The following is a 23,374-nucleotide window of genomic DNA, read 5'->3' as shown; positions in this document are numbered from 1 at the left end:
CCCTTATCCAAATGACGCCTTATAAGGTTATCAGGAGCAATAGAAGAACCCTAAGTATTTCAATTAATGAAAATGCTGAATTAATTGTGCGAGCCCCTCATCTACTTTCAATGAATAAAATTCATGACTTTATTAATGAAAAGAAAAAATGGGTCAACAAGCAACAAAAGATTATCAATAATCGTTTAAGTGATAGCGCCTTTGATAAAGATATGGCTTTAATGTTAGGATCCTTATATCCCATTAAAATAAAAACGGATCAATCCGAAAAATTAACTTTCAATGGTGAAGAATTTTTAGTGTGTTCAAGTGATCAAGAGTTGATTCACTCATCTCTAAAGAAATGGTACAAAAAAAAATTTAGAGAGGTTGCTATTCCAAGGCTTACTTATTTTGCCGATCAATATAATTTATCTGTAAACCAAGTTCGAATCAAAGAGCAGAAAACATTGTGGGGCTCTTGCTCATCCAGGAATAATATTAATCTAAACTACCTGTTAATTATGGCTCCCATGAACGTCATTGACTATGTCATTATTCATGAACTAGCACACACAATTCATAGGAATCATTCATCTCATTTTTGGAAAACTGTTGAATCTATGATGCCTAACTTCAAAGAAGCTAAAACTTGGCTAAAGGATTACGGCTACAAACTAAGAAAACTTTAATTTAATTAGCTATTGTATTTTTCAACAGCCTCTTGCATAGCATCCTTAAGGGTATCCTGCTCAGCCATTTCAATAATAATATCACCGCCGCCCACTAATTCAGAGTTGAAATAGATTTGGGGAAATGTAGGCCAATCAGCAAAGTCTGGGAGACTTTGAAAAACTTCTTGATCTTCAAAAATATTAACGTAAGCAAACTCAACTCCCGTTGATGCTAAAGTTTGAGATGCACGTGCAGAAAATCCACACTGAGGAAACTGTGGTGTTCCTTTCATATAAATAACAATTGCAGCGCTATCGACTTGCTTTTGAATTTTTTCTAATACTTCCACTTTATTGCTCCAATTTTTTTCTGCTATTTTAATCTAGTATTATAAATACTGCAAAGATACATACAATAATTATTGCTTAATTGCTTGGGAAATAAGATATTTTTGACCCTGTTTAATTTTTTTATAATTTCCAAAAACTGATTTAAAATTATTTTTTATAAAGTCCTTAAGACCATTAATGGTCACAACAGTTATTGACCCCCCTGGCTGCAGCGCATCAAATGCATCATTAAGAATAATTGAAAGCTGCTCTCTTCCGACTTTGGCAGGAATATTTGAAATGATTTGATTAAATTTTATATCATTTGGTACTTGCAAAAATGCATCAGAAAGATAGGCCTTAGCATTGCTAACATTATTAATCTTTGCATTGTATTTTGAAAGTTCAACCGCCACAAAGTCCTTATCTACCATATGAACTTTTCCCTTGTGACACTGCCTAGCCAATGCAAGACCAATTGGTCCATAACCACACCCTAAATCAAGACAAATGTCATTTTCATTGGCGCTAATATACTTCATCAGAAGAAGCGTACCATCATCAATCGATCGGGGGCTAAAAACCCCCCACCGAGTGTGTAGCTTAAATCTAGAATTTAACAGCTCCACATCTAAAACAATATCTTTCTTAAGTTGGGCAATATCTTTTCTATCAAACATTTGAATAACTATCTCTTATTTAAAAAATGTATTTATAAAATTATCTATGTTTTTTGTTGAGTGTGATTAGCATCATCACCAATATGAACCTCACCTCTTTTCTTGGCAAGTTGGACCTGCTTCTCTCTTTCTCGGTATCTACCTACTTGTTCAATGTTTTTTGTCCCATAACATCTTGGGCAGGATGTGCCCTTCTCATAGTGAGGGTGTTTTGTATCTTCTTCAGTAATCGGAAACCGACATGCATGACATTGATCATATTTACCTTGCTCAAGGTTATGCTTAACAGCTACTCTATCATCAAATACAAAGCATTCACCTTCCCAAAGACTCTCTTCCTCTTTAACCTCTTCCAAGTATTTAAGAATCCCACCCTGAAGATGAAAAACATTTTCAAAACCCTCAGACTTTAAATAGGCTGTAGATTTTTCACAGCGAATTCCGCCGGTACAAAACATGGCAATTTTTTTGTCTTGATATTGCTTTAGACTATTTTTTGTAAAACTTGGAAACTCCCTAAAAGTTTCAGTATTTGGGTTAATAGCACCCTTGAAGCTTCCAATTTCATACTCATAATTATTCCTTGTATCAATTAGTATGACATCAGGATCATTGATTAAATTATTCCAGTCTTTTGGCTTAATATAAGTTCCTACAGAATGATTAGGATCAATTTCTGAAAGACCCATGGTAACTATTTCTTTTTTTAGTTTGACTTTAAGTCTCTTAAATGGTGGTTTTTTGCTATATGAAAATTTATATTCCAATTCAAGAAATCTATCATCAGTTTGAAGGTAATCAAGAACTTTTTCAACACTATCTTTACCCCCTGAAATGGTTCCATTTATGCCTTCTCTTGCAAGCAGTAGAGTTCCTTTAACACTTAAAGCATCTAAAAATGACTTCAGTGGAGCCTGGATATCCTCAAAATCATCTAGCCGAGTAAACTTGTATAAAGCGCAAATAGCGTACATATTTCAAGATAACCCTACAAAAAATGTTAATTTTACTAGTAGCCGAAAGTAATTTAAGTTTATTTAGACTTATCATAAACATTAAAACTCCATTAGGGCTCCACTATTCTCAATACTGACAAGTGTATAATTCGACTCTTTTCTCTGCTATTTAATTAAGTTTTTTAACGAAGTCGAATGATCTTAAATCACATTCATAATCCTAGCGATATCAAAAAATTAGATATTAATGAACTTAATTCTCTTGCAGAAGAAATTAAGTTATTCTTAATTGAGAGCATTGAAAAGACAGGTGGTCATTTAAGTTCGAACCTTGGAACAATTGAATTGACCTTGGCAATGCATTATGTTTTTGACAGCCCTGATGATACTTTCGTCTGGGATGTGGGTCATCAGGCATACACTCATAAAATATTAACAGGTCGCAAAGATCTAATGTCAACTCTTCGTCAAAAAGATGGCTTATCTGGTTTTACAAAGCGAAGTGAAAGTGAGCATGATGTCTTCGGCGCTGGTCATTCCTCAACCTCCATTAGTGCGGCCCTCGGAATTGCTATGGCAAATAAACTCAATAATAATTCAGACACCTCAATAGCTGTCATTGGAGATGGTGCGCTAACGGGTGGCATGTCATTTGAAGCTATGAATCATGCTGGAGATACAGATGCCAACCTGCTCATCATTCTCAATGATAACGATATGTCCATCTCCAAAAATGTGGGTGCACTAAGCAAATATTTAACGCGTCTTATTTCTGGAAAGATATACTCAACTATGAAATCTAAATCGCTTGAATTCCTTGAAAGGCTTCCACGTATTCAAAAGTTTGCAAAACGATCTGAGGAGCATTTAAAAGGAATGATCTTGCCAGGTACTCTTTTTGAAGAATTAGGAATAGATTACTTTGGCCCAATTGATGGACATGATATTTCCATATTAGTCAAAACTCTAGAAAATCTTAAAAATCTTAAAAAACCCAGAATACTTCACATCATTACAAAAAAAGGTCATGGCTTGGAAGCTGCAGAAGAGAATCCACTAAAATTTCATGGTATATCGCCGCCATCATTATCAAGTAATAACTTTCCAAGCTATAGTAGCGTTTTTGGAAAATGGCTTTGTGATACTGCTAAGGATGATCAAAGTCTTATTGGAATAACCCCAGCAATGTCAGAAGGGTCTGGAATGGTTGAATTTGCAAATAGCTTTCCGGAACGTTTTGTAGATGTTGCCATTGCAGAGCAGCATGCAGTTACTCTGGCTGGCGGAATTGCAACTAAAGGACTAAAACCTGTAGTTGCAATTTATTCAACATTTTTACAGCGTGGCTATGACCAATTTATTCACGACATTGCTCTACAAAATTTAAATGTTACGTTTGCAATTGATCGAGCAGGACTAGTTGGTGCAGATGGTGCAACACATGCAGGTATTTATGATTTGAGTTTTTTAAGATGTATCCCTAACATTATTATTATTGCACCCAGTTCGTCATTGGAAATGTATAAAGCGCTTAATTTTGCTCATAATTTTGATGGGCCAGTTTGTGTGAGATTTCCAAGAGGAAAATCTGAGATTTTGGAATTTGTTTCATCCTCAACAATTGAGCTTGGGAAAGGAAATATAGTTAAAACTGGAAAAGATACTGCTATTTTTGCTTTTGGAAATATGCTTGAAATTGCGCTTGAAGCTTCTGAAAAAATTAATGCTACAGTTGTTGATATGAGGTTTGTTAAGCCCTTAGATAAAGCTTTAATTATTGAGATTGCAAATAACTCTAAAGTACTTATCTCTATTGAAGATAATACTGTCAATGGTGGTGCAGGTAGCGCCATTAATGAACTATTACAGGAAAATAACATTAATACGCCTTTGAAAATTCTTGGTGTCCCTGATAAGGTTACAGAGCATGGTTCCCAATCTGAGCTTTATGAGCTTTACGGACTCACATCAGAAAATATTATTAATGTGTCTAAAAATAAATGAAAGAGACATTAAAAAAATATAGCCCAAAGCGAGAAAATGTTAATTTAGGTTGGCTCAATAAGCACTTGGCTGATCCAGAGTTGTGGAAATGGAATAAAAGGACTATTGCCAAAGCTTTTGCTATTGGATTATTTTGTGCATTCCTTCCTATTCCCGGGCATACTCTATTGGGAGCAGTTCTTGCAGTTATATTTTCAGCAAACATCTTACTTTCAATGCTCTTGGTTTGGGTGAATAACCCAATCACCATGGTTCCCATTTTTTATTTCACTTATAAATTGGGTGCTTCAATTATGGGGATTGAAATGGATCCAGGCTTTGAATTTTCATTTTCATACCTAATGGATAACTTTGGAAGTGCTACTCTGGCTATGTGGGTTGGAGGAATAATAACTTCTACAATTACAGCAATACTTGGCTATTTTGCAATTATTACTATCTATAAATATAGGGCAATTAAAAGAGCTAAACGTTGGAAATAGGAATTCGCCTTCTTATCTGCGCCTCAAGAGTGTCGACTAATGAATCATTAGTAACCTTACTGTGAGTCTTTCCATCAATATAGAGAAGGTTTGGAGAGCCTCCCGTTAGGCCTACACTAACCTCTTTTGCCTCTCCCGGACCATTAACGACGCAACCAATAACGGCTACATCAATCGACTCAGTAATATCTTCAAGACGAGATTCAAGTTCATTAACAACTGAAATGACATCAAACTTTTGCCTAGAGCATGATGGGCAGGCAATTAAATTAACGCCTTTTTTTCTTAAATGAAGTGACTTTAAAATATCAAAGCCAACCTTGATCTCATCAACTGGATCAGAAGCAAGTGAAACTCGAATAGTATCTCCAATCCCCTCACTCAAAAGTAATCCCATGCCAATTGAAGACTTGACAGCACCAGAACGAAAAGAGCCGGCTTCAGTTATACCTAGATGAAGTGGGTTATCAATTTGCGAAGCTAATTGACGATAGGCGAACACAGTCATAAAAACCTCTGAGGCCTTTAATGAAACTTTATAGTTATCAAAATTCAGTCTATCAAGAATATCAATATGTCTAAATGCTGACTCAACCATTGCTTCAGGCGTTGGCTCCGTATATTTTTTTTGTAGATCTTTTTCAAGTGAACCCGCATTAACACCTATTCTTATTGGTATTCCATTATCTTTTGCTGAAGCAACAACTTCCTTAATTCGATCCTCTTTCCCAATATTCCCTGGATTTATTCTTAAGCAATCAGCGCCATACCCTGCTACTTTTAAAGCAATCTTATAATCAAAATGAATGTCAGTGATTAAAGGAATATTGACACGCTTCTTTATTTTTTTGAATGCCTCTGCTGCATCCATAGTGGGAATCGACACCCGAACTAAATCAGCCCCAGCGTTCTCAAGAGAAAGTATTTGATTCACTGTAGAATCTACATCGCATGTATCAGTATTAGTCATGCTCTGAACACTAATTGGAGAATCTCCTCCAATAGCAACATTTCCCACAAATATTTGCTTAGATAATCTTCGATTAATTTTGTGTATTTGCTTCATAATTACTAATTACTTCATCCAGACTTTCGCTATTATTAATAGTTGTTTCAGAAATCGATTCGTCAACTTGATTGACTGAACCTAATTGATTTTTTAATAAAGAAACAGGCTCACTATCCTCAATCGGCCTACTGATGATAATTGAACTGGAGCTTCCCTCTGACAACTCTAAATCCTGAAAATAATACCACATGCCTAATAGAATTATAAATAACAAAACAACCCAGAAGAGTTTTCCTTTAAGTTGTTTTTTCTTTTTAGGATAGTAATCTATTCCGCTCAGCATTTCTTCTGCTCTTGTCTAAGACTTTTCCAGCCAACTGGCCACATGCGGCATCAACATCATCACCTCTTGTTCTTCTTGTGGTCGTTCTTATACCAGCTTTAAAGAGGACATCTTGAAACTTGTCGATAGTTGAAGGGCTTGATGTTTTGTATTGAGACTCTGGAAAAGGGTTAAAGGGAATTAAATTAACTTTTGCTGATTCACTCTCAAACCAGTAATTTAAAAGCTTTGAAAGGGATTTAGCCTGCTCAATAGAATCATTGACTCCATCAAGCATGACATACTCAAATAATATATGCCTTTCTTGAGTTCCAGCTTTTAGGTAATAATGGCATGCCTTCATAAGCTCTTTTATAGGATATTTTTGATTGATGGGGACCAATATATCTCTAAGTATATCATCGGGTGCATGTAAAGAAATAGCCAAGCTAACCGGAACAGTGTCTGACATTCTTATGAGTGCAGGCACAATTCCTGATGATGAGACAGTTACTTTTCTCCTTGAAAGGCCAAATGCCCAATCATCCAAAAGAATTTCACATGCATCATAAACCGGAGATTCATTGAGAAGAGGCTCCCCCATTCCCATAAAAACAACATTAGTGATTCTACTATTATGGGCCTCAAGATAGTTTTTAGCAATCAAGACTTGAGCGATGATCTCGTGATTTTTGAGGTTACGATTAAAGCCCTGATAGCCAGTTGAACAGAAAGTACAAGCCAATGAGCATCCAACCTGCGAAGAAATACACAAAGTTCCTCTATCCTTTTGAGGTATGAAGACACTTTCAATATGATTGTCTTCACCAAGCTTTATAACCCACTTGACTACCCCGTCCTTAGAGTGATTCAAGGAGACAATCTCAGGCATATTTATTGAGGCGATTGAGTCAAGTTTTTGTCTTAAATCTTTAGAAAAGTTATGCATATCATCAAAGTCGGTAACACCTTGATGATAAACCCACTGCATAATTTGTTTAGTGCGAAAGGGTTTCTCATTTAAATCAGAAAAAAACTTCTTAAGCTTACTTTGCGTAAGCCCTAGAAGGTTTTGTTTTTCTAACATAAGACAATATCCTTCTTTTATCTATCTAGTTCTTGGACAAACGCCATCATCGCCAAAGAAATATGCAATTTCAATTGCTGCATTTTCCTGAGAATCAGAACCATGAACTGCATTTTCATCCAAGGACTCTGCAAAGTCAGCTCTTATTGTTCCTGCGTCGGCCTCTTTTGGATTAGTAGCTCCCATTATTTCACGATGCTTTGCAACAGCATTTTCACCCTCAAGAACTTGGATCATCACTGGACCAGATGTCATAAAACTTACTAGGTCATTAAAGAAAGGTCTGTCTTGATGAACGGCATAGAATCCACCAGCCATTTCATCATCCAGGTGAATCATTTTTGATGCAACAATTTTAAACCCAGCACTTTCAAAGCGTGAATAAATTTGGCCAATTACATTTTTAGCTACAGCATCCGGTTTAATTATAGATAGAGTTTGTTCCATGGATAAATCCCCAATTATTTAAAAAGGCGATATTTTACCATGCTAATGTAGATTTCTTTTAATTACAGAGAAAATTGAAAGCTCTTGTTATTAATGTAAAAATTAATCAAAATTAACTTTTTTTATTGATTTCACTCGTCTGAAATTATCATACAAATCAAAGCCTCTAAAATAGGCACTGGCAATTGGCAAAAACCATGGCTTTCCAAAGTAGTATGGCCTTGTTTCTAGAGGCGTTTGTTCAAAAACAGACACTCTTTGATCTGGATTTAATATTTTAAGTGCGGCTTTATGGCCCAAATAGGGGGCCATTGCAACGCCATTTCCACAGTACCCAAGTGCGGAATATATGCCATTTTTTGAGCTAAGATTTGGAAGCTGACTAAAACTAAAGCCAGTAAATCCTGTCCAGCAATGACTAATGTCAACATCCTTCAAAGAGGGAAAAATTTCAGACAGCATTTTCTTAAGCGTTGGCAGAGCGTCTTCAGCACTCATTGCGTGCATTGCAGCTCGGGTACCCAGCATAATTCTTTTTCCACAAGGAGTAGCTCGATAGTAACAATAACGTTTACGAGTCTCCACCATACAATGGCCTCCTGGTAATAACGATTTCACTCTATCCTCACCAATATCAACAGTTGTAATAATAAAGCTTGGAACTGGCAACACACGCCTAGATAAATACTTTGAAAGATTAGAGCGTGTGTATCCATTTGTTGCCATTAATACGTCTTTGCATTCAATAGAGGTGTCATCAGTATTAACTGTAAACAATAGTTCATTTGATTTTGATTTTTTAATAATTTTAGTTACAGGTCTACTTCCATAAACCATTGCACCTGCATTAATTGCAAGTTTCAATAAGCCATAATGAAATTTACGAGGTTGAACCGCTCCATGGTCTTCATAATACTGCCCTCCAAAATATAAATCAGTTTTAATTGACTTCTTTAGAAGATCTAAATTGATCATTTGAGAATTAAAATCTTCAATATCTTTTAATTTATTTAAATTATTAGACATATCTGTTTGGTTTTGAGGTAGCCATGAGGTTCTAAGCCTTCCACAAATTTGAAGATCACAATCAATCTGATTCTCTTTAATTAAATTAGTCGTATAAGCCAGTGAGGCATTAGCTTCTTTATGAAGATTGGAGGCTACCTCTGAGCCATATTTTTGCTGCGCATGATCATTCGAAACTTTATGGCCTGAACCTAACATGCCACCATTGCGAGTGCTGGCTCCAAATCCAATATCCTCAGCATCCAAAACAATAACTTTTTTACCATTATTTGCCAACGTTAAAGCAGCACTAAGACCTGTATAACCAGCTCCAACAATTACAACATCCACACTTTGAGGAAGTTCGGTATTGTTTTCAAATCGTGGCTGACCTTCCCACCAATAAGGAGTAAATTTAGTCATACAAAAAAAATAATTAAAACGCAGGAGTATCTTAACCTTTTTATGTATAGATTTCTATAAGAAAGGATGTTTTAGTTTTGTATATATAAGTATTATAATGAAACAGCAAAAAATGTATTTACTATGAAAAACCAACTATTAAATTCTCCGATCACATTTCCAAAGAACCTGCCAGAAGGATATCATTATCTTGAGGATGAGCCAGTTTATGATCCTAAAAAGCATCTTGCATTAGAGTATCCCAAAGACTCTATTTCATTAAAGGATCTTGGCTATAGTGCTGAAGAAATTTCAAAGTGTCCGACTGAGTTTGCTATTTCTGGTGTTGCGAGACTCTTATCTAATGAAGGCTCAGAAGAATTAATGAAAGTTATACAGAAGCTAAAAACATTTTCCTCAAGCGGTGGATCAAGGATTCAGCATATGTTAAGAGGCTGTGTATATCGCTCCCGCTTTCTAAGAGATCTATGTTTATGCCCTGAGGTTAGCAGTTTTATGTCAAAAATTTATGGCATTCCTGTATCCCCTCACTCAATTCCATTGCACCTTGGACACTGTAATTTTGCTCCGGATGATCTAAATCGAGCAGTAGATAGATGGCATACTGATACCATTGGACTTGACTATGTCATGATAGTTTCAGATCCAACCAAGCAAGTAGGAGGTGAATTTCAATACTACATGGGCACCAAAAATGAAGTAGAAAAAATAACAAATAAAGGTGAAAAACTATCTGAAAAAAAAATAAAGAGCCCTCACTTTCCTGGTCCTGGTTACATAGTAGTAATGCAAGGAAATATGGTTGTTCACCGCGGTGCAAAACTCAAAGAGCATTTTGACCGAATCACAATGGTTAATGGGTATGTGCCTCTGGAGATTGAATCAGATGATCCCTCTAGATTCTCAGATGTAAAAAGTGTTGACCCTCATCAGTTATTATTCCCGGAATGGGCAAAGCATAAGGCTTGGCTTTCAAGAGGAAAACTCAATCGATTAATTGAAGAACTTCCTTTTACTGATGACACTCATCTAATTATTAAAGAGCTCAAAGATGCAATAAAGGATGTAGAAACTGCAATCAATGATCTCAGTAGCAATGAAGATGGGCAACAAAACTATTATGTGGATCTCGACAAATGACTTTACTGAAGAAACGTAATTGAAAAATTTATAAATAATTTTTTAGAAATAAAAAAGGCGCCATAGGCGCCTTTTTAATGAAACAATATAACTTAATTAGTTACATGCATCCTTCAATGCCTTACCAGCTTTGAATGCTGCCACATTAGAAGCTTTAATTTGAATAGTAGCTCCTGTCTGAGGGTTACGACCAGTACGAGCTGCACGACTTCTTACAACAAAACTACCAAATCCAGTAAGTTGAACACCATCACCACTTGCCATAGCAGAAGTGATAGCACCAGTAGTAGCATTTAAAGCTCTTGCAGCATCTGCTTTAGAAAGGTTAGCACCTGAAGCGATTGCATCAATTAATTCTGATTTATTCATTTTAATTCTCTCCAATAAAAGTTTGTTAAAAAAATTAGACAGAGCGGAAGAGGTAACTTTTACACCTTTTTAGGAGGAAAGAATCAAAAGAAACCATCTGCCTCCAACGCTGTATCTAGTAGTTATTGTACTATCAAAAGAAAGTTATTTGAAAAATAATTTAAAAAAAATATTATATTTTATTGATTACTCTCTTTTAGTGCTCTAGCTTTATCCAGTTTCCAGTCTCTATCTTTAATATCTTGCCTCTTGTCATGTGCTTTTTTTCCTTTTGCAACTCCGATTTCAAGCTTTACATGACCCCTTGCCCAATATAATTTTAGAGGAACAACAGTTGCTCCTTTTTGCGTAATTTTTTCCCTTAATCTATTAATTTCAAGTCTATTAAGTAGCAGCTTTCGAGTTCTAATTGGGTCACAATCTACATGGCTTGAAGCTGATCTTAATGGAGAAATATGGGCACCAAAAAGAAAGAGCTCATTATTTTTATAAATAACATAGCTTTCTTTAATTTGAACTTTATTCTCTCTAAGGCTTTTAACTTCCCAGCCTAGTAAACTTAGACCTGCCTCTAGACTTTGTTCGATAAAATAGTCATGCCTAGCTTTTTTATTTAAAGCAATAGTATTTGAATTATCTTTTTTATTTTTTGCCATGCATCGTATTTCTAAAAGTGCAATTGTTCCATACACACCTCAGCAAATGTTTGAGCTAGTTAATAATATAGATGACTATTCTCAATTTTTAAACTGGTGTGACTCTTCCTCTATTTTAAATGAATCTGGTAATCAAATCACTGCCTCAGTTCAGATTAATAAAAGTGGCTTTAAACAAACATTTACAACGATCAATACTTTAACTCCATTTCAGTCGATAGAAATGAAACTACTGGATGGCCCTTTCGATGAGCTTTCTGGGGAGTGGCGATTTGAATCGCTTGGTGAAAATGCTGCAAAGGTCCATCTAGAACTTGAATTTAGCTTTAAATCAATGCTACTCGACATGACAATCTCCCCTGTATTTAAAAGTATTGCCAACTCACAATTAGACGCTTTTGTTGATAGAGCAAAAATTGTTTATGGCTAAAGTTATAGCATTTAATAAACCATTTGGAGTGATATGCCAGTTTAGTGGTGAGGGGGATACATTAGCAAATTATGTAAATATTCCAGATATATATCCAGTGGGTAGACTCGATAAAGACTCCGAGGGCTTGGTCATACTAACTGATGACGGCTATCTTCAAAATCGCGTCTCTGATCCAAAATATAAGAAAATAAAAACCTATGTTGTGCAGGTTGAAGGAGAGATAACAAATACCGCAACTTCTGCTCTAGAAAAAGGAGTTAAGCTTAAAGATGGAATGACAAAGCCAGCCAGTATTAAAAAAATTGAAGAGCCAGATTGGCTTTGGGATAGATCAAATCCAATTCGAAAAAGAAAAAATATACCAACCTCCTGGATTGAAATCTCAATTAGTGAAGGAAGAAATCGTCAAGTGAGGAGGATGACTGCATGCGTTGGCTTTCCTACTCTCAGATTAATTAGAATAAGCGTTGATCGATGGAAACTAGGAAATATTAAAGTGGGCTCATATGTCTCTTTTTAGACTAGCATATGATGCTCTAATCTGCAATGATGTGAGTGAGAAAGTAATTTTAACTAGTAAACTTATTCATTATAAGGGTCTGAAAGATGCCTATCCAAAATGCAAGATTAAAAAAATTCCAATTCCTGGTCGACCCCAAAAGCCAACCTTAGTTAATTTTAATGGAGCTCCAAAAAGAGATAAGTCTGAACTAGGCATGATAAAAAATATTCATGCCATTTGTCACATTGAGTTCAATGCAATCAATTTAGCGCTTGATGCAATTTACAGATTTCAAGAGATGCCAATTGAATACTATGATGACTGGATTAAAGTTGCCATTGAGGAATCCTATCACTTTACACTTCTAAGAAAATATCTTGAGAGCCTAGAATATCAATATGGAGATTTCGATGCTCATAATGGCTTATGGCAAATGACAGTTGAAACTGACTATGATGTATTGGCAAGAATGGCGCTAGTTCCAAGGGTTCTTGAAGCAAGAGGATTGGATGTCACTCCGAGCATCAAAAAAAAATTTAGCGGCTCAAAGTACAACGAAATGGTTTCAATATTAGATATTATTTTTGAAGATGAAATTGGGCATGTAAAGATTGGAAACTTTTGGTATCAATATTTATGCAAAAAGAGGAAGATTGATCCCATTAAAACTTTTGACCAGTTAATAAAAAAACATATTGGAACAAATTTACGTGGGCCATTTAATATTGAAGCAAGACTGCTCTCAGACTTCAGTCAAAGTGAATTAGATTATTTAGAGCATCCCGAACTATTAATTATTAAATGAGTTCATCCATAGCCTGATTAGCCAAAAGATCAGCCATATCATTTCCAGGGTCGTCACTGTGACCTTTAACCCAGTGCCAGTTCACACTGTATTTCTGATTAAGGGTATCTAGTCGCTTCCAAAGCTCGACGTTCTTTACTGGTTTTTTGCCAGATGTTTTCCATCCTTTAGATTTCCAGCCATCAATCCAATCATTTATACCTTGGATAACATACTTAGAATCTGTATATAAATCAATTGATATTTCAGATGATTTCACTGCCTCCAGTGCCTTTATGGCTGCAGTTAATTCCATTTTATTATTGGTTGTATTCAGCTCTGAACCTTTTAATTTTTTATCATGATCTCTATAACGAAGCCATACTCCCCATCCACCAACACCCGGGTTACCTCTACATCCACCATCTGTATAAATTACAATATTTTCCATTATTTATTTGTCCACATTAATTTGAAACCAATACTCGAGTAATGCTAAGTGCCAGAGTCTAGAGCCATTCAATGCAGTCATATAATCTCTTGGTGAATCAATTATTTTATTGATATATTGTTTGTCAAAAATACCTCTATTGATGCATGCGCGTGATAGAAGTATATCAGACATAAATTCCAGAAATTCGCCCTGAATATATTTCAACGCTGGCATTGGGAAATAACCTTTTTTTCGATCAATAACAGAGTCTGGCAATAGCCCCCTAGAAATATCTTTTAATGGATACTTGCCCTCTTCTCTCATCTTAAGATTTGGAGGGATAGATAGCGCCCATTCAACAAGCTCAGTATCCATAAATGGAACTCTAGCCTCTAGCCCCCATGCCATAGTCATATTATCAACTCGTTTAACAGGATCATCGACTATCAACCGAGTCATATCAGTCCTAAACACTTTATCTATAAAAGAGTCAGCGCCAGGTTTAGAAAATTCTTTATTTAACCAATTATGTGTGTGGTTTTCTCCTTGATATTGAGATGCAACAGTTTTTAAATACTCCTTGTGCGGTCTATCAACATAATGTCTAGAAAAGCGCTCAATGTCACTACCATTTTCTTTAGCCATTCTTGGATACCAAAAATATCCAGCAAAAGCTTCATCGGCTCCTTGCCCTGAAAGTACCACCTTAGTGTGCTTTGAAACCTGTTCTGATAGGAGATAAAAAGCTACAGCATCTTGACCAACCATTGGCTCAGACATATTCATAACTGCCTCTGACAATCTTGGAAGTACCTCTTGATTACTGATCTTATACTTTTGATGCTGAGTCTTAAATCGAGAAACAATTTGATCAGAGTATTCAAATTCACTTCCAGCCTCATCATCAATATCTTCGAAACCAATCGAAAAAGTTCGAATATCTTCATGACCAGCTTCTTTAAGTAATGCCACAATAAGAGACGAATCAAGGCCACCAGAGAGTAAAACTCCAATTGGAACATCAGATGCATCCATCCTTTTTGTAACAGCTGCAGTCAAGAGCTCATGTGTTCTCTCAATATACTCTTGATCAGAAATATTCTCTGAAGGTCTATTTGCGCTGGGACTCCAGTATGTTTTTTCTTGAATTTGACCATCAGAATTTAAAATAATAAATGTGCCTGGTTTTAATTTTTGAATGCCATTAATAATTGTATTTGGAGCAGGCACAACACCATGCAAAGAGAGTTGCTGCTGAAGAGCAACAGGGTTTATACTTTTATCAAGATCCTGCGTGAGAAGCGCTTGAGAGTTGGAAGCAAATGTAAACGCCTTACTAGAAGTATTAAAATAGAATGGCTTAATTCCCATCCTATCTCTTGCAATAAATAGCTTTTGAGAGGCGTCATCCCAAATTGCAAAAGCAAACATACCATCTAAACGCTCAAGACATCCCACGCCCCAGCAATGGTATGCTTTTATGATCACTTCAGTATCAGAATTTGAAAAAAAAGTATAGCCAAGACTAATTAATAAAGCTCGAAGTGATTTATAGTTATAAATCGTTCCATTAAAAACAAGTGTTAATCCAAGCTTTTCATCAACCATTGGCTGAGAGCCTAAATTTGATAAATCAATAATACTGAGACGCTGATGTCCGAAACCAATTGCGCCTTCAATCCATTTACCACTAGAATCAGGTCCTCGTCGGGCAAGTTTGGACATCATCATATCTAAAGACTTTGAAGAAACTTTTTTTCCATCAAAGCGAAACTGGCCGCAAATCCCACACATAAAATTAAACCCTAAAGCGTAAAAACTAAAATAAATTTAATATCCAACATATAGACACTTTTGATTATTTCTATAATGAAGGTTATCTTAGAAATGTAAAATAGTCATTTTATCAAGTATTGTTATCAATAATGCCTCAAACACTCTACGATAAACTAATGAGCGCCCATAAAGTTTTAGAACAAGATGGTTCAACGCTTATCTATATTGATCGTCAACTAATTCATGAAGTTACTTCTCCCCAAGCTTTTGAGGGTTTAACCTTAACAGGTAGAAAAATCTGGCGTAAAAAAGCAAATCTAGCTGTCCCAGATCACAATGTTCCCACAACTGATAGATCAAGCGGAGTAAGTAGCATTACTGATCCAATTTCTAGACTTCAGGTTGAAACTTTAGATAAAAACTGTGAGTCATTTGATATTAACGAAATTCAAATGAATGATATCCGTCAAGGCATAGTTCATGTAATTGGTCCTGAACAAGGGGCAACTCTACCTGGCATGAGTATTGTTTGCGGTGACTCTCATACGACAACCCATGGTGCACTTGGAGCTTTAGCATTTGGCATTGGAACTTCTGAAGTTGAACATGTTTTAGCGACTGGCTGTCTATGGCAAAACAAAGCAAAGAATATGAAAATAGAAATTAATGGTGACTTAGGTATTGATGTTACTGCCAAAGACATTGCACTTTATGTCATTGGAAAAATTGGAACTGCAGGTGGAACAGGATTTGCAATAGAGTTCTGTGGATCAACAATTGAAAATATGAGCATCGAAGGAAGAATGACGCTTTGTAATATGTCAATTGAAGCAGGAGCGAAGGTTGGACTGGTGGCAGTTGATAATAAAACAATTGATTATGTAGAGGGCAGACCGTTTTCACCGACAGGTGAAAACTGGCGACTAGCCCTTGAGTATTGGCAAACTCTTCATAGTGACAGTGGATCTCATTTTGATGAGTCTATACTGATTGATGCAAGTCTCATTAAACCACAAGTCACTTGGGGAACATCGCCAGAAATGGTTGTTGATATAAACGGATCAACACCTGATCCTAAAAATGAAAAAGATGCTATAAAGGCAGACAGTATTAGAACTGCTCTTGAATATATTCACTTAAAACCAAATACTGCAATGAGTTCAGTAACCATAGATAAAGTGTTTATTGGTTCTTGCACAAATTCTAGAATAGAAGATTTAAGAATTGCTGCTTCAGTTGCGAAGGGTAAAAAAATTGCAAGTAATATTAAATTAGCACTTGTCGTTCCAGGCTCTGGACTTGTAAAAAAACAAGCTGAAGAAGAAGGTCTTGATCTAATTTTCAAAGATGCTGGATTTGAATGGCGAGAGCCAGGCTGCTCAATGTGTCTTGCAATGAATGCAGATAAATTAGAAGTTGGTGAGAGGTGTGCAAGCACATCTAATAGAAATTTTGAAGGGCGTCAAGGTCAAGGCTCTTTTACACATCTTGTAAGCCCTGCTATTGCAGCAGCTAGTGCAATTGCTGGCCATTTTTCTGGAGTAAGCTCATGAAAAAATTTAGCTCAATTAACTCAATTGCTATGCCACTTGATCGTGCTAATATTGATACAGATGCAATTATTCCAAAACAATTTCTAAAATCAATTAAAAGAAGTGGTTTTGGTCCAAATCTATTTGATGAATGGCGCTATCTTGATCATGGAGAGCCAGGCATGGATAATTCAATCCGTCCAATTAATCCAGACTTTGTTTTAAACAACCCAACCTACTCTGGTGCACAAATATTATTAACAAGACGCAACTTTGGATGTGGCTCTTCTAGAGAACATGCACCTTGGGCTTTAGAAGATTATGGCTTTAGAGCAATTATTGCCCCCAGTTTTGCTGATATATTCTATAACAATTGTTTTAAGAATGGTGTTCTTCCAATAGTATTGAGTAGTGAAATTGTTGATAGCTTATTCAGTTATTCAGGACTTATAAATATTGACCTAGAAAAGCAAATTGTAAAGATTGATCAAAATTCGTTTGAATTTGAGGTGGACCCTGAAAGAAAGCGAAGACTAATCAATGGACTCGATGATATTGGTTTAACATTACAGAACGAAAATCAAATTCGCATATTTGAAACAGCGCATTTTGCGAAATACCCCTGGCTATGATTGGACATCTAAAAGGAACAATTATCAGTAAGAATCCACCCGAGGTGATTCTTGAGGTTGGTGGTATTGGATATGAAGTACTTTGCCCAATGTCCACATTCTATCAACTTGATAATTTATCTGAGGATGTTTTATTATTTACTCATCTTAGCATTAAAGAGGATGGGCATACTTTATTCGGCTTTATTACTAAAGATGAAAAAAATATTTTTAGAGAGTTAATACGAGTGAATGGTGTTGGGCCTAAAGTCGCTCTAGCTATTCTCTCTCATTTAACTGTCAAATCTTTAATTGAGTGTATCTCAACAGAAGATGCGGACCTTCTTGCAAAAACTCCAGGAATTGGTAAAAAAACTGCCCTTAAGCTCATCGTTGAACTACAAGACAGACTTGTTAAGTTAGAATTAGTTGGAAGCCCAGAAGCCACTAATCAGATGGATCAAAGAAATAACCCTAATTCTAAACAGGCTATAGAGGCGCTTCAATCTCTTGGCTTTAAAACAAAAGAAGCCAATAGAATGGTTTCAAAAATTGATGACCAAGATCTTTCAACTGAGCAATTGATTCGCTTAGCACTTCAAAATAAATAATTAAGCTGTAGTTTTCTTCCTAGAAAACTTAGCTCTTATCCTTCCAAGCATATTGATAAAGTCATAGTTCATCATGTACATACATGGAAGCAAGATTAAAGTTAAAACTGTTCCAAATATTAGGCCATAACCAAGAGCAAGAACCATTGGCTGCAAGAACACATCTGTACCACCAATACCATATGCAAGTGGCAATACACCAGCCATCGTCGTTAAAGTAGTTAATACTACCGCTCTAAGACGATCTCTAGAGCCTCGCGCTATCCAGACGATTTTGTCTTCAAGTTCTGCGCTCTTTGCTTTGATATAGTTTAAGTGACTTACCATTACTAAAGAGTCATTTACAATTACTCCCATTAAGGCTAATGAGCCTGTCAATGCAAAGAAACTTAGTGGCTCACCATGAAAATAAAATGCCCAAACAACTCCAATTAAAGAAAATGGAACTGCAGCTAATACAAGCATTGGCTGTGAATATGAGTTAAAGAGTATTGCCAATAAAAGATAAATGCCACATATTGCAACAACGAAAGCCCTCAGAAAGTCTTGAAGCGAATCTATAGACTCTTGCGCTCCTCCAGCAGTAATAACTGAAACTTGTGGATAATCAACTGCAGCATTGAGCTCTTTTAATGCCTGCGCTAATATTATTGTCTTAGAAGGCGGTCGTCCCCCTCTTGCTTTTGGAGCTCCCTCAGGTTTTTGGTCTAGGGATTGGAGCTCACCAGTGTTTTGATTTTCACTTTGATCTTTCTGAACACTACTTGGCCTTCCTCTAGGGCGCCCATCAGCAATACTTGCAGTAACTTTTATAGAGCGATCACCATCTAAGTGGTTGTAGTCAGGCTCACCAGCAATTTCTCGTAGAGTTGAAAACTGACTCATTGGGATTGAGTTGCCTTGACGATTTTTAACTGAAGTATTTTTAATAAAGTTTTCAGTGTAATCATTCTCACCAATATAAATCCTAATATCCTCATCCTTCCCAGCAATTGTTGCATCAGTCACATATGACCCTGAAAAAGCGGTCCTAAGATGACGATATACAGAAGAATAATCAACACCTAAACGCGCCATCTCATCAAAATCAAGTACTGTTTCAATTCTAGGCTTTCCGATCTCATCGTTACGGTTGATATTATCAACACCCTTAATTGTTTTTAGAATCTCTTCAAGTCTATCGGCAGCAAGAGCTCTCTGAGAATCATTATCAGATACAAGAGTTACCTCAATATCTGCGCCTTGAGGTGGTCCAGGTCTAAGTAATGAAATTTTAATTTCTTCAGCACCTTCAACACTCTTGACTAATTCTTTAAGTTTTTCTTGCATATCTTCTGCAGTTCTCTCACGATCACTTGTAGGAGATAGAGCAATTTCAATATCCGCCTTATTTGTGAAGTAGGCACCAACTTTACTAGTGTAAGACTTGAGATCATCACCAATCTCGCTAACAATTAGATTTTCAACGTCAATAACAATATTCTCGGTGTAAGAGGCTGAGCTTCCATTGGGTGCTTCAATGTTAGCAAACATTACTGTTGCACCCCTTGAAGGAAATAAATTAAATGGAATATTTTTCATTGCAAACATTGCTGAATAAACAAGTAAGGCAATAAAAATAGGAACAATTAAGTAGCGCCATCTTAGAAAGCGGTACATGCATTTATTGTAGAAATTTTCAACAGGTATAAACCAGGTTTTTTGTTTTCCACTTTTATTTGGAGTTGCTAAATGAGCAGGCAAAGCAAAAGTGATTTCAAGAAAAGATATTCCGAGAGCAAAAATTACTACTACAGGAAGTACATAAATAAATTTTCCTAAGACTCCACCCATTAGGAAAAAAGAAGACATGACAAGCATGGTTGAAATAATCGTTGTAATTACAGGCAAAATGACTCGCTTTAAACCTGTTACTACATTTTTGTATAGACTCCCTTCTTTGGATTTGTAATGATGAATACTCTCAGCAATGACGATGCTATCATCCACAACGATACCAAGAACAAGGATAAACCCAGAAAGTGAAATAAGATTTATCGTATTACCAGTTAGACCGAGCCCGAATACTGTTCCTAGAAGTGTTACTGGAATACTCACAGCAACCCAAAATGCCGTCTTAATCGAAAGGAAGATGCCCAAAACAACTAAAACTAATGCAAGGCCAATATAGCCATTTTTAATAATAATATCGAGTCTATTTTCAACTGCCTCTGACGAGTCATCTGTATAAAAAATATTGATATCATCTGGAATATTAACTTGAATCTCTGAAACTTTTTCTCTTACTCTTTTAACTGTTCTAATAATATCCGCTTGAGCCTGTTTTCTAACCTGGAGGACAAAACCTTTAGTTCCATTAACTCGCGTAATGGACATTTCTTCTTCTTGTCCTCTAAAAACCTCAGCAATATCGCCCAACCTAATGACAGGTCCATCAAAACTTGACTTTATGACTACATTTTTAATATCATCAATACTCTCAAATTCAGAGAGAATTACAATGTTTTTCTCAAGACTCTCTTGATTATTTCCACCTACAGTAAAGCGTGCATTTCGACTTGAGATTGCAGCTATAACCTCATTAATAGACATGTTAAATTTATCAAGCTTAACAGGATTGACCTTTATCTGTATTTCACTTTCAAGGTAGCTTGGATTATCAACTGCGGCAACACCTTTAATTCTAGACAATGAAACCTGAAGTTCGTCTGTAATTTGTCTCGCCTGATCAAAATTTCCCGATGTACTGTCAATATTGACAGTAAGAACTGGAAAGTCACTGACATTAAAATCAACAACTGCAGGCAAGTCTGTTACTTCTTCAGGAAATGATTTGACACGATTTACTGCATTCCGAACATCATTCTTAACAGTGGTGACATCTTTTAAATCTGCTTCAAGTGTAACAATAATCGATGAAAGTCCTTCCCGAGACGAAGATGTAATTTCTTTAATTCCACTGACGCCTAGTAATTCATCTTCGATAATATTTGTAACTTTTTTCTCTACATCTTCAGGGGAAGCTCCAGGATAAGCAGTAGTCACACTCAACACTTCAAAGTCAACCGTAGGGAACTGATCTCTTTGCATCCCAACAACTGATAAAACACCAATAGCAATGAAGGCAAGTGAAAATACAATTGCAAACTTTTTTTGCTTGACTAAAAACTCTAAAAATGCTTCCATAAATTACAATATAAATAGGTCAAAAAGATTGCATTATATAGTTGTCACATGAAGAAATAGTGGAGACTTTATGAACTTCTAGAGCGTTTTCTTTGATTTTCAGTCAACAACCTTTTGCGAATTCTAATATTATGAGGAGTAACTTCTACCAACTCATCATCATCAATAAACTCCAGGGCTTGCTCTAAGTCAAGACTAATCTTTGGTGTCAAGGCAACTGCCTCATCGGTTCCAGATGCCCTCACATTAGTCAGCTGCTTACCTTTCATGACATTGATCACAAGGTCTTTATCGCGTGTGTTTATACCTACTACCATTCCTTCATAAATATCTTCTCCATGCCCTACAAAGAACTTTCCACTTTTCTGGAGGTTAAATATAGCATAAGCTACCGATTTTCCCTGATTCATTGAAATAAGTGAGCCATTCGTTCTTTGACCAATTTTTCCATCTTTTTGAGGCCTATAAGAGTCAAATGATGAATACATCAATCCCGTTCCTGTTGTTGCAGTAAGGAATTCAGTCCTAAAACCTATAAGACCTCTAGCTGGAATAATAAAGTCAAGTTTTACTCGGCCTTTACCATCAGGAGTCATATTGGTAAGTTCGGCCTTTCTTTCTCCAAGTTTTTCCATAACAGATCCCTGATGAACTGACTCAACATCTACCGTAAGGTCTTCAAAAGGTTCACAAATTGTTCCATTAACCTCTTTGAGAATAACTTGAGGTCTTCCGACTGAAAGTTCAAAGCCCTCTCTTCTCATTGTTTCTATTAGAATAGAAAGATGCAACTCTCCTCTTCCTGATACTAAGAATTCAGAAGAATCCTGCGTATTTTCAACCCTAAGCGCAACATTATAAATCAGCTCTTTATCTAACCTTTCTCTGATATTTCTAGAGGTTATATACTTTCCATCTAGGCCTGCGAAAGGGGAATCATTCACTCTAAAAGCCATACTTACTGTCGGCTCATCAACACTTAGAGGCGGCAAAGCCTCAACACTTGATGAATCACAAATAGTATCAGAAATAGATATGTTTTCAATTCCCACAATGCCAACAATATCCCCTGCATTCGCAGAATTGACTTCATGCCTATCTAAACCATTAAATCCTAATAATTGAACAATTTTTACGTTACGCTTGGATCCATCTGGCGCAATCAAGACATTCTGCATATTCTTTTTTGCAATACCTCTTTCAATTCTTCCAATACCTATAGCTCCAACAAATGAAGAATAATCTAACGACGTTATTTGCATTTGAAATGGGCCATTAATATCAACTTTTGGTGCTGGTGCTTTGTCGACAATTAATTCAAACATTGGAGTCATATCTCCATCTCTAACACTATCATCTTCAGAAGCATATCCGCCAAGTGCTGAGGCATATATAACGGGAAAATCTAACTGTTCTTCAGTAGCGCCAAGCTGATCAAAAAGCTCAAATACTTGATCAATAACCCAGTCTGGTCTTGAGCTATCTCTATCAATTTTATTAATCACTACTATAGGATTAAGGCCTTGCTCAAAAGCCTTTTTTGTAACAAATCTTGTTTGTGGCATTGGGCCGTCAGTAGCATCCACTAAAAGTAGAACGCTATCAACCATTGAGAGAACTCTCTCCACCTCACCACCAAAATCAGCATGTCCGGGAGTATCAACAATATTAATTCTATAGTCACCCCACTTAATAGCGGTGTTCTTAGAGCTAATTGTAATTCCCCTTTCTTTTTCAAGATCATTTGAATCCATCATCCTATCAGTCGCCTGAAAACGCTCATCAAAGGTTTGAGACTGTGAAAGTAATTTATCTACAAGCGTAGTCTTTCCATGGTCTACGTGAGCAATGATTGCAATATTTCTTAAATTGACTGCCATAATATATTTTTTCAAAAAAATCGATGGCATATTATCCCGTAAAAATCAACCATACCCAACATA

24 protein-coding genes are annotated in these 23,374 nt (G+C 36.1%); 10 read left to right on the top strand and 14 right to left on the bottom strand.

Annotated features, from left to right (window positions below; translation table 11 throughout):
* Nucleotides 1-11 precede the first annotated feature (11 nt).
* Nucleotides 12-671: a M48 family metallopeptidase gene (locus W908_RS02895; protein ID WP_053819851.1), complete on the top strand. Its 660-nt coding sequence runs from the start codon at nt 12-14 to the stop codon at nt 669-671.
* Nucleotides 672-676: 5 nt separating this feature from the next.
* Here W908_RS02895 and grxD read toward each other — a convergent pair whose 3' ends face one another.
* The 3 genes from grxD to trhO form a co-directional block, all read right to left on the bottom strand.
* A complete protein-coding gene (gene grxD / locus W908_RS02890) occupies nt 677-1,003 on the bottom strand; it encodes a Grx4 family monothiol glutaredoxin (RefSeq protein WP_020024515.1) in 327 nt (108 codons plus the stop codon).
* Between the two features lie 69 nt (nt 1,004-1,072).
* Nucleotides 1,073-1,663, bottom strand: coding sequence for a class I SAM-dependent methyltransferase (locus W908_RS02885; protein WP_053819850.1), 591 nt, complete (start codon nt 1,661-1,663; stop codon nt 1,073-1,075).
* Between the two features lie 44 nt (nt 1,664-1,707).
* Nucleotides 1,708-2,637 (bottom strand): oxygen-dependent tRNA uridine(34) hydroxylase TrhO, encoded by a 930-nt coding sequence (trhO, locus tag W908_RS02880; protein WP_053819849.1) that lies wholly within the window; start codon nt 2,635-2,637, stop codon nt 1,708-1,710.
* A gap of 177 nt (nt 2,638-2,814) precedes the next feature.
* On the opposite strand from trhO, the gene dxs reads away from it, so the two are divergent.
* Both dxs and W908_RS02870 read left to right on the top strand, forming a co-directional pair.
* A complete protein-coding gene (gene dxs, locus W908_RS02875; RefSeq protein ID WP_053819848.1) occupies nt 2,815-4,623 on the top strand; it encodes a 1-deoxy-D-xylulose-5-phosphate synthase in 1,809 nt (602 codons plus the stop codon).
* On the top strand, nt 4,620-5,105 hold the full coding sequence (locus W908_RS02870) for a DUF2062 domain-containing protein (RefSeq protein WP_053819847.1): 486 nt from the start codon (nt 4,620-4,622) through the stop codon (nt 5,103-5,105). Before dxs ends, W908_RS02870 begins: the two co-directional genes overlap by 4 nt.
* Here the strand turns inward: W908_RS02870 and ispG are convergent.
* The 5 genes from ispG to W908_RS02845 all read right to left on the bottom strand — a co-directional run bounded on the left by ispG (nt 5,089) and on the right by W908_RS02845 (nt 9,398).
* Entirely contained in the window at nt 5,089-6,171 is a 1,083-nt protein-coding gene (gene ispG / locus W908_RS02865) for a flavodoxin-dependent (E)-4-hydroxy-3-methylbut-2-enyl-diphosphate synthase (protein WP_020024520.1), read from the bottom strand. The genes W908_RS02870 and ispG overlap by 17 nt on opposite strands.
* Entirely contained in the window at nt 6,149-6,457 is a 309-nt protein-coding gene (locus W908_RS02860) for a hypothetical protein (RefSeq protein WP_020024521.1), read from the bottom strand. Before W908_RS02860 ends, ispG begins: the two co-directional genes overlap by 23 nt.
* A complete protein-coding gene (gene rlmN / locus W908_RS02855; RefSeq protein WP_053819846.1) occupies nt 6,429-7,523 on the bottom strand; it encodes a dual-specificity RNA methyltransferase RlmN in 1,095 nt (364 codons plus the stop codon). Before rlmN ends, W908_RS02860 begins: the two co-directional genes overlap by 29 nt.
* Before the next feature lie 21 nt (nt 7,524-7,544).
* Nucleotides 7,545-7,970 carry a nucleoside-diphosphate kinase gene (gene ndk / locus W908_RS02850; protein ID WP_020026027.1) on the bottom strand — a complete coding sequence of 142 codons (426 nt, stop codon included), beginning with the start codon at nt 7,968-7,970 and terminating at the stop codon, nt 7,545-7,547.
* Between the two features lie 102 nt (nt 7,971-8,072).
* Nucleotides 8,073-9,398 carry an NAD(P)/FAD-dependent oxidoreductase gene (locus tag W908_RS02845; protein ID WP_053819845.1) on the bottom strand — a complete coding sequence of 442 codons (1,326 nt, stop codon included), beginning with the start codon at nt 9,396-9,398 and terminating at the stop codon, nt 8,073-8,075.
* A gap of 123 nt (nt 9,399-9,521) precedes the next feature.
* Between W908_RS02845 and W908_RS02840 the strand changes: the two genes are divergently transcribed.
* Nucleotides 9,522-10,538 (top strand): hypothetical protein, encoded by a 1,017-nt coding sequence (locus W908_RS02840; RefSeq protein ID WP_053819844.1) that lies wholly within the window; start codon nt 9,522-9,524, stop codon nt 10,536-10,538.
* Nucleotides 10,539-10,634: 96 nt separating this feature from the next.
* Here W908_RS02840 and W908_RS02835 read toward each other — a convergent pair whose 3' ends face one another.
* A complete protein-coding gene (locus W908_RS02835; protein WP_026364982.1) occupies nt 10,635-10,907 on the bottom strand; it encodes an HU family DNA-binding protein in 273 nt (90 codons plus the stop codon).
* A gap of 179 nt (nt 10,908-11,086) precedes the next feature.
* Nucleotides 11,087-11,563: an SsrA-binding protein SmpB gene (smpB, locus tag W908_RS02830; RefSeq protein ID WP_020024527.1), complete on the bottom strand. Its 477-nt coding sequence runs from the start codon at nt 11,561-11,563 to the stop codon at nt 11,087-11,089.
* Here smpB and W908_RS02825 point away from each other — a divergent pair.
* From W908_RS02825 to W908_RS02815, 3 genes are read left to right on the top strand one after another with little or no spacing between them, the layout of a single operon-like run.
* Nucleotides 11,562-11,993, top strand: coding sequence for a type II toxin-antitoxin system RatA family toxin (locus tag W908_RS02825; protein ID WP_053819843.1), 432 nt, complete (start codon nt 11,562-11,564; stop codon nt 11,991-11,993). The two genes, smpB and W908_RS02825, sit on opposite strands and share 2 nt — an antisense overlap.
* Entirely contained in the window at nt 11,986-12,516 is a 531-nt protein-coding gene (locus W908_RS02820; RefSeq protein ID WP_053819842.1) for a pseudouridine synthase, read from the top strand. Before W908_RS02825 ends, W908_RS02820 begins: the two co-directional genes overlap by 8 nt.
* Nucleotides 12,503-13,303, top strand: coding sequence for a ferritin-like domain-containing protein (locus W908_RS02815; RefSeq protein ID WP_053819841.1), 801 nt, complete (start codon nt 12,503-12,505; stop codon nt 13,301-13,303). The genes W908_RS02820 and W908_RS02815 overlap by 14 nt, the downstream gene beginning before the upstream one ends.
* Here W908_RS02815 and rnhA read toward each other — a convergent pair.
* Entirely contained in the window at nt 13,296-13,733 is a 438-nt protein-coding gene (gene rnhA, locus W908_RS02810; RefSeq protein ID WP_053819840.1) for a ribonuclease HI, read from the bottom strand. The two genes, W908_RS02815 and rnhA, sit on opposite strands and share 8 nt — an antisense overlap.
* Nucleotides 13,734-13,736: 3 nt before the next feature.
* Nucleotides 13,737-15,509, bottom strand: a complete 1,773-nt coding sequence (locus W908_RS02805) for an N-acetylglutaminylglutamine amidotransferase (protein ID WP_053819839.1) — start codon at nt 15,507-15,509, stop codon at nt 13,737-13,739.
* 131 nt (nt 15,510-15,640) lie between these two features.
* On the opposite strand from W908_RS02805, the gene leuC reads away from it, so the two are divergent.
* The 3 genes from leuC to ruvA are packed head-to-tail and all read left to right on the top strand — an operon-like array spanning nt 15,641 to nt 18,245.
* The gene (gene leuC / locus W908_RS02800; protein ID WP_053819838.1) at nt 15,641-17,044 is read left to right on the top strand and encodes a 3-isopropylmalate dehydratase large subunit; all 1,404 of its coding nucleotides are present in this window, start codon (nt 15,641-15,643) and stop codon (nt 17,042-17,044) included.
* A complete protein-coding gene (leuD, locus tag W908_RS02795; protein WP_020027817.1) occupies nt 17,041-17,655 on the top strand; it encodes a 3-isopropylmalate dehydratase small subunit in 615 nt (204 codons plus the stop codon). Before leuC ends, leuD begins: the two co-directional genes overlap by 4 nt.
* Nucleotides 17,652-18,245 (top strand): Holliday junction branch migration protein RuvA, encoded by a 594-nt coding sequence (ruvA, locus tag W908_RS02790; protein ID WP_053819837.1) that lies wholly within the window; start codon nt 17,652-17,654, stop codon nt 18,243-18,245. Before leuD ends, ruvA begins: the two co-directional genes overlap by 4 nt.
* Here the strand turns inward: ruvA and W908_RS02785 are convergent, their stop codons facing one another.
* Together W908_RS02785 and typA are read right to left on the bottom strand one after the other, a co-directional pair.
* Nucleotides 18,246-21,431 (bottom strand): efflux RND transporter permease subunit, encoded by a 3,186-nt coding sequence (locus W908_RS02785; RefSeq protein WP_053819836.1) that lies wholly within the window; start codon nt 21,429-21,431, stop codon nt 18,246-18,248.
* 68 nt (nt 21,432-21,499) lie between these two features.
* Complete coding sequence (gene typA / locus W908_RS02780) at nt 21,500-23,311, bottom strand: translational GTPase TypA (protein WP_053820775.1); 1,812 nt, start codon at nt 23,309-23,311, stop codon at nt 21,500-21,502.
* Nucleotides 23,312-23,374 lie beyond the last annotated feature (63 nt).

The organism is Candidatus Pseudothioglobus singularis PS1 (genome assembly GCF_001281385.1).
GTDB classification, from domain to species: Bacteria; Pseudomonadota; Gammaproteobacteria; order PS1; family Pseudothioglobaceae; genus Pseudothioglobus; species Pseudothioglobus singularis.
This window is presented reverse-complemented; position numbering and strand designations above follow the sequence as displayed.

Excerpts from the sequence above, each read along its gene's own strand:
- W908_RS02895 (WP_053819851.1), top strand. The coding sequence starts at position 12 with ATGACGCCTTATAAGGTTATCAGGAGCAATAGAAGAACCCTAAGTATT.
- W908_RS02885 (WP_053819850.1), bottom strand. The coding sequence starts at position 1,663 with ATGTTTGATAGAAAAGATATTGCCCAACTTAAGAAAGATATTGTTTTA.
- trhO (WP_053819849.1), bottom strand. The coding sequence starts at position 2,637 with ATGTACGCTATTTGCGCTTTATACAAGTTTACTCGGCTAGATGATTTT.
- dxs (WP_053819848.1), top strand. The coding sequence starts at position 2,815 with ATGATCTTAAATCACATTCATAATCCTAGCGATATCAAAAAATTAGAT.
- W908_RS02870 (WP_053819847.1), top strand. The coding sequence starts at position 4,620 with ATGAAAGAGACATTAAAAAAATATAGCCCAAAGCGAGAAAATGTTAAT.
- ispG (WP_020024520.1), bottom strand. The coding sequence starts at position 6,171 with ATGAAGCAAATACACAAAATTAATCGAAGATTATCTAAGCAAATATTT.
- W908_RS02860 (WP_020024521.1), bottom strand. The coding sequence starts at position 6,457 with ATGCTGAGCGGAATAGATTACTATCCTAAAAAGAAAAAACAACTTAAA.
- rlmN (WP_053819846.1), bottom strand. The coding sequence starts at position 7,523 with ATGTTAGAAAAACAAAACCTTCTAGGGCTTACGCAAAGTAAGCTTAAG.
- ndk (WP_020026027.1), bottom strand. The coding sequence starts at position 7,970 with ATGGAACAAACTCTATCTATAATTAAACCGGATGCTGTAGCTAAAAAT.
- W908_RS02845 (WP_053819845.1), bottom strand. The coding sequence starts at position 9,398 with ATGACTAAATTTACTCCTTATTGGTGGGAAGGTCAGCCACGATTTGAA.
- W908_RS02840 (WP_053819844.1), top strand. The coding sequence starts at position 9,522 with ATGAAAAACCAACTATTAAATTCTCCGATCACATTTCCAAAGAACCTG.
- W908_RS02835 (WP_026364982.1), bottom strand. The coding sequence starts at position 10,907 with ATGAATAAATCAGAATTAATTGATGCAATCGCTTCAGGTGCTAACCTT.
- W908_RS02825 (WP_053819843.1), top strand. The coding sequence starts at position 11,562 with ATGCATCGTATTTCTAAAAGTGCAATTGTTCCATACACACCTCAGCAA.
- smpB (WP_020024527.1), bottom strand. The coding sequence starts at position 11,563 with ATGGCAAAAAATAAAAAAGATAATTCAAATACTATTGCTTTAAATAAA.
- W908_RS02820 (WP_053819842.1), top strand. The coding sequence starts at position 11,986 with ATGGCTAAAGTTATAGCATTTAATAAACCATTTGGAGTGATATGCCAG.
- W908_RS02815 (WP_053819841.1), top strand. The coding sequence starts at position 12,503 with ATGTCTCTTTTTAGACTAGCATATGATGCTCTAATCTGCAATGATGTG.
- rnhA (WP_053819840.1), bottom strand. The coding sequence starts at position 13,733 with ATGGAAAATATTGTAATTTATACAGATGGTGGATGTAGAGGTAACCCG.
- W908_RS02805 (WP_053819839.1), bottom strand. The coding sequence starts at position 15,509 with ATGTGTGGGATTTGCGGCCAGTTTCGCTTTGATGGAAAAAAAGTTTCT.
- leuC (WP_053819838.1), top strand. The coding sequence starts at position 15,641 with ATGCCTCAAACACTCTACGATAAACTAATGAGCGCCCATAAAGTTTTA.
- leuD (WP_020027817.1), top strand. The coding sequence starts at position 17,041 with ATGAAAAAATTTAGCTCAATTAACTCAATTGCTATGCCACTTGATCGT.
- ruvA (WP_053819837.1), top strand. The coding sequence starts at position 17,652 with ATGATTGGACATCTAAAAGGAACAATTATCAGTAAGAATCCACCCGAG.
- W908_RS02785 (WP_053819836.1), bottom strand. The coding sequence starts at position 21,431 with ATGGAAGCATTTTTAGAGTTTTTAGTCAAGCAAAAAAAGTTTGCAATT.
- typA (WP_053820775.1), bottom strand. The coding sequence starts at position 23,311 with ATGGCAGTCAATTTAAGAAATATTGCAATCATTGCTCACGTAGACCAT.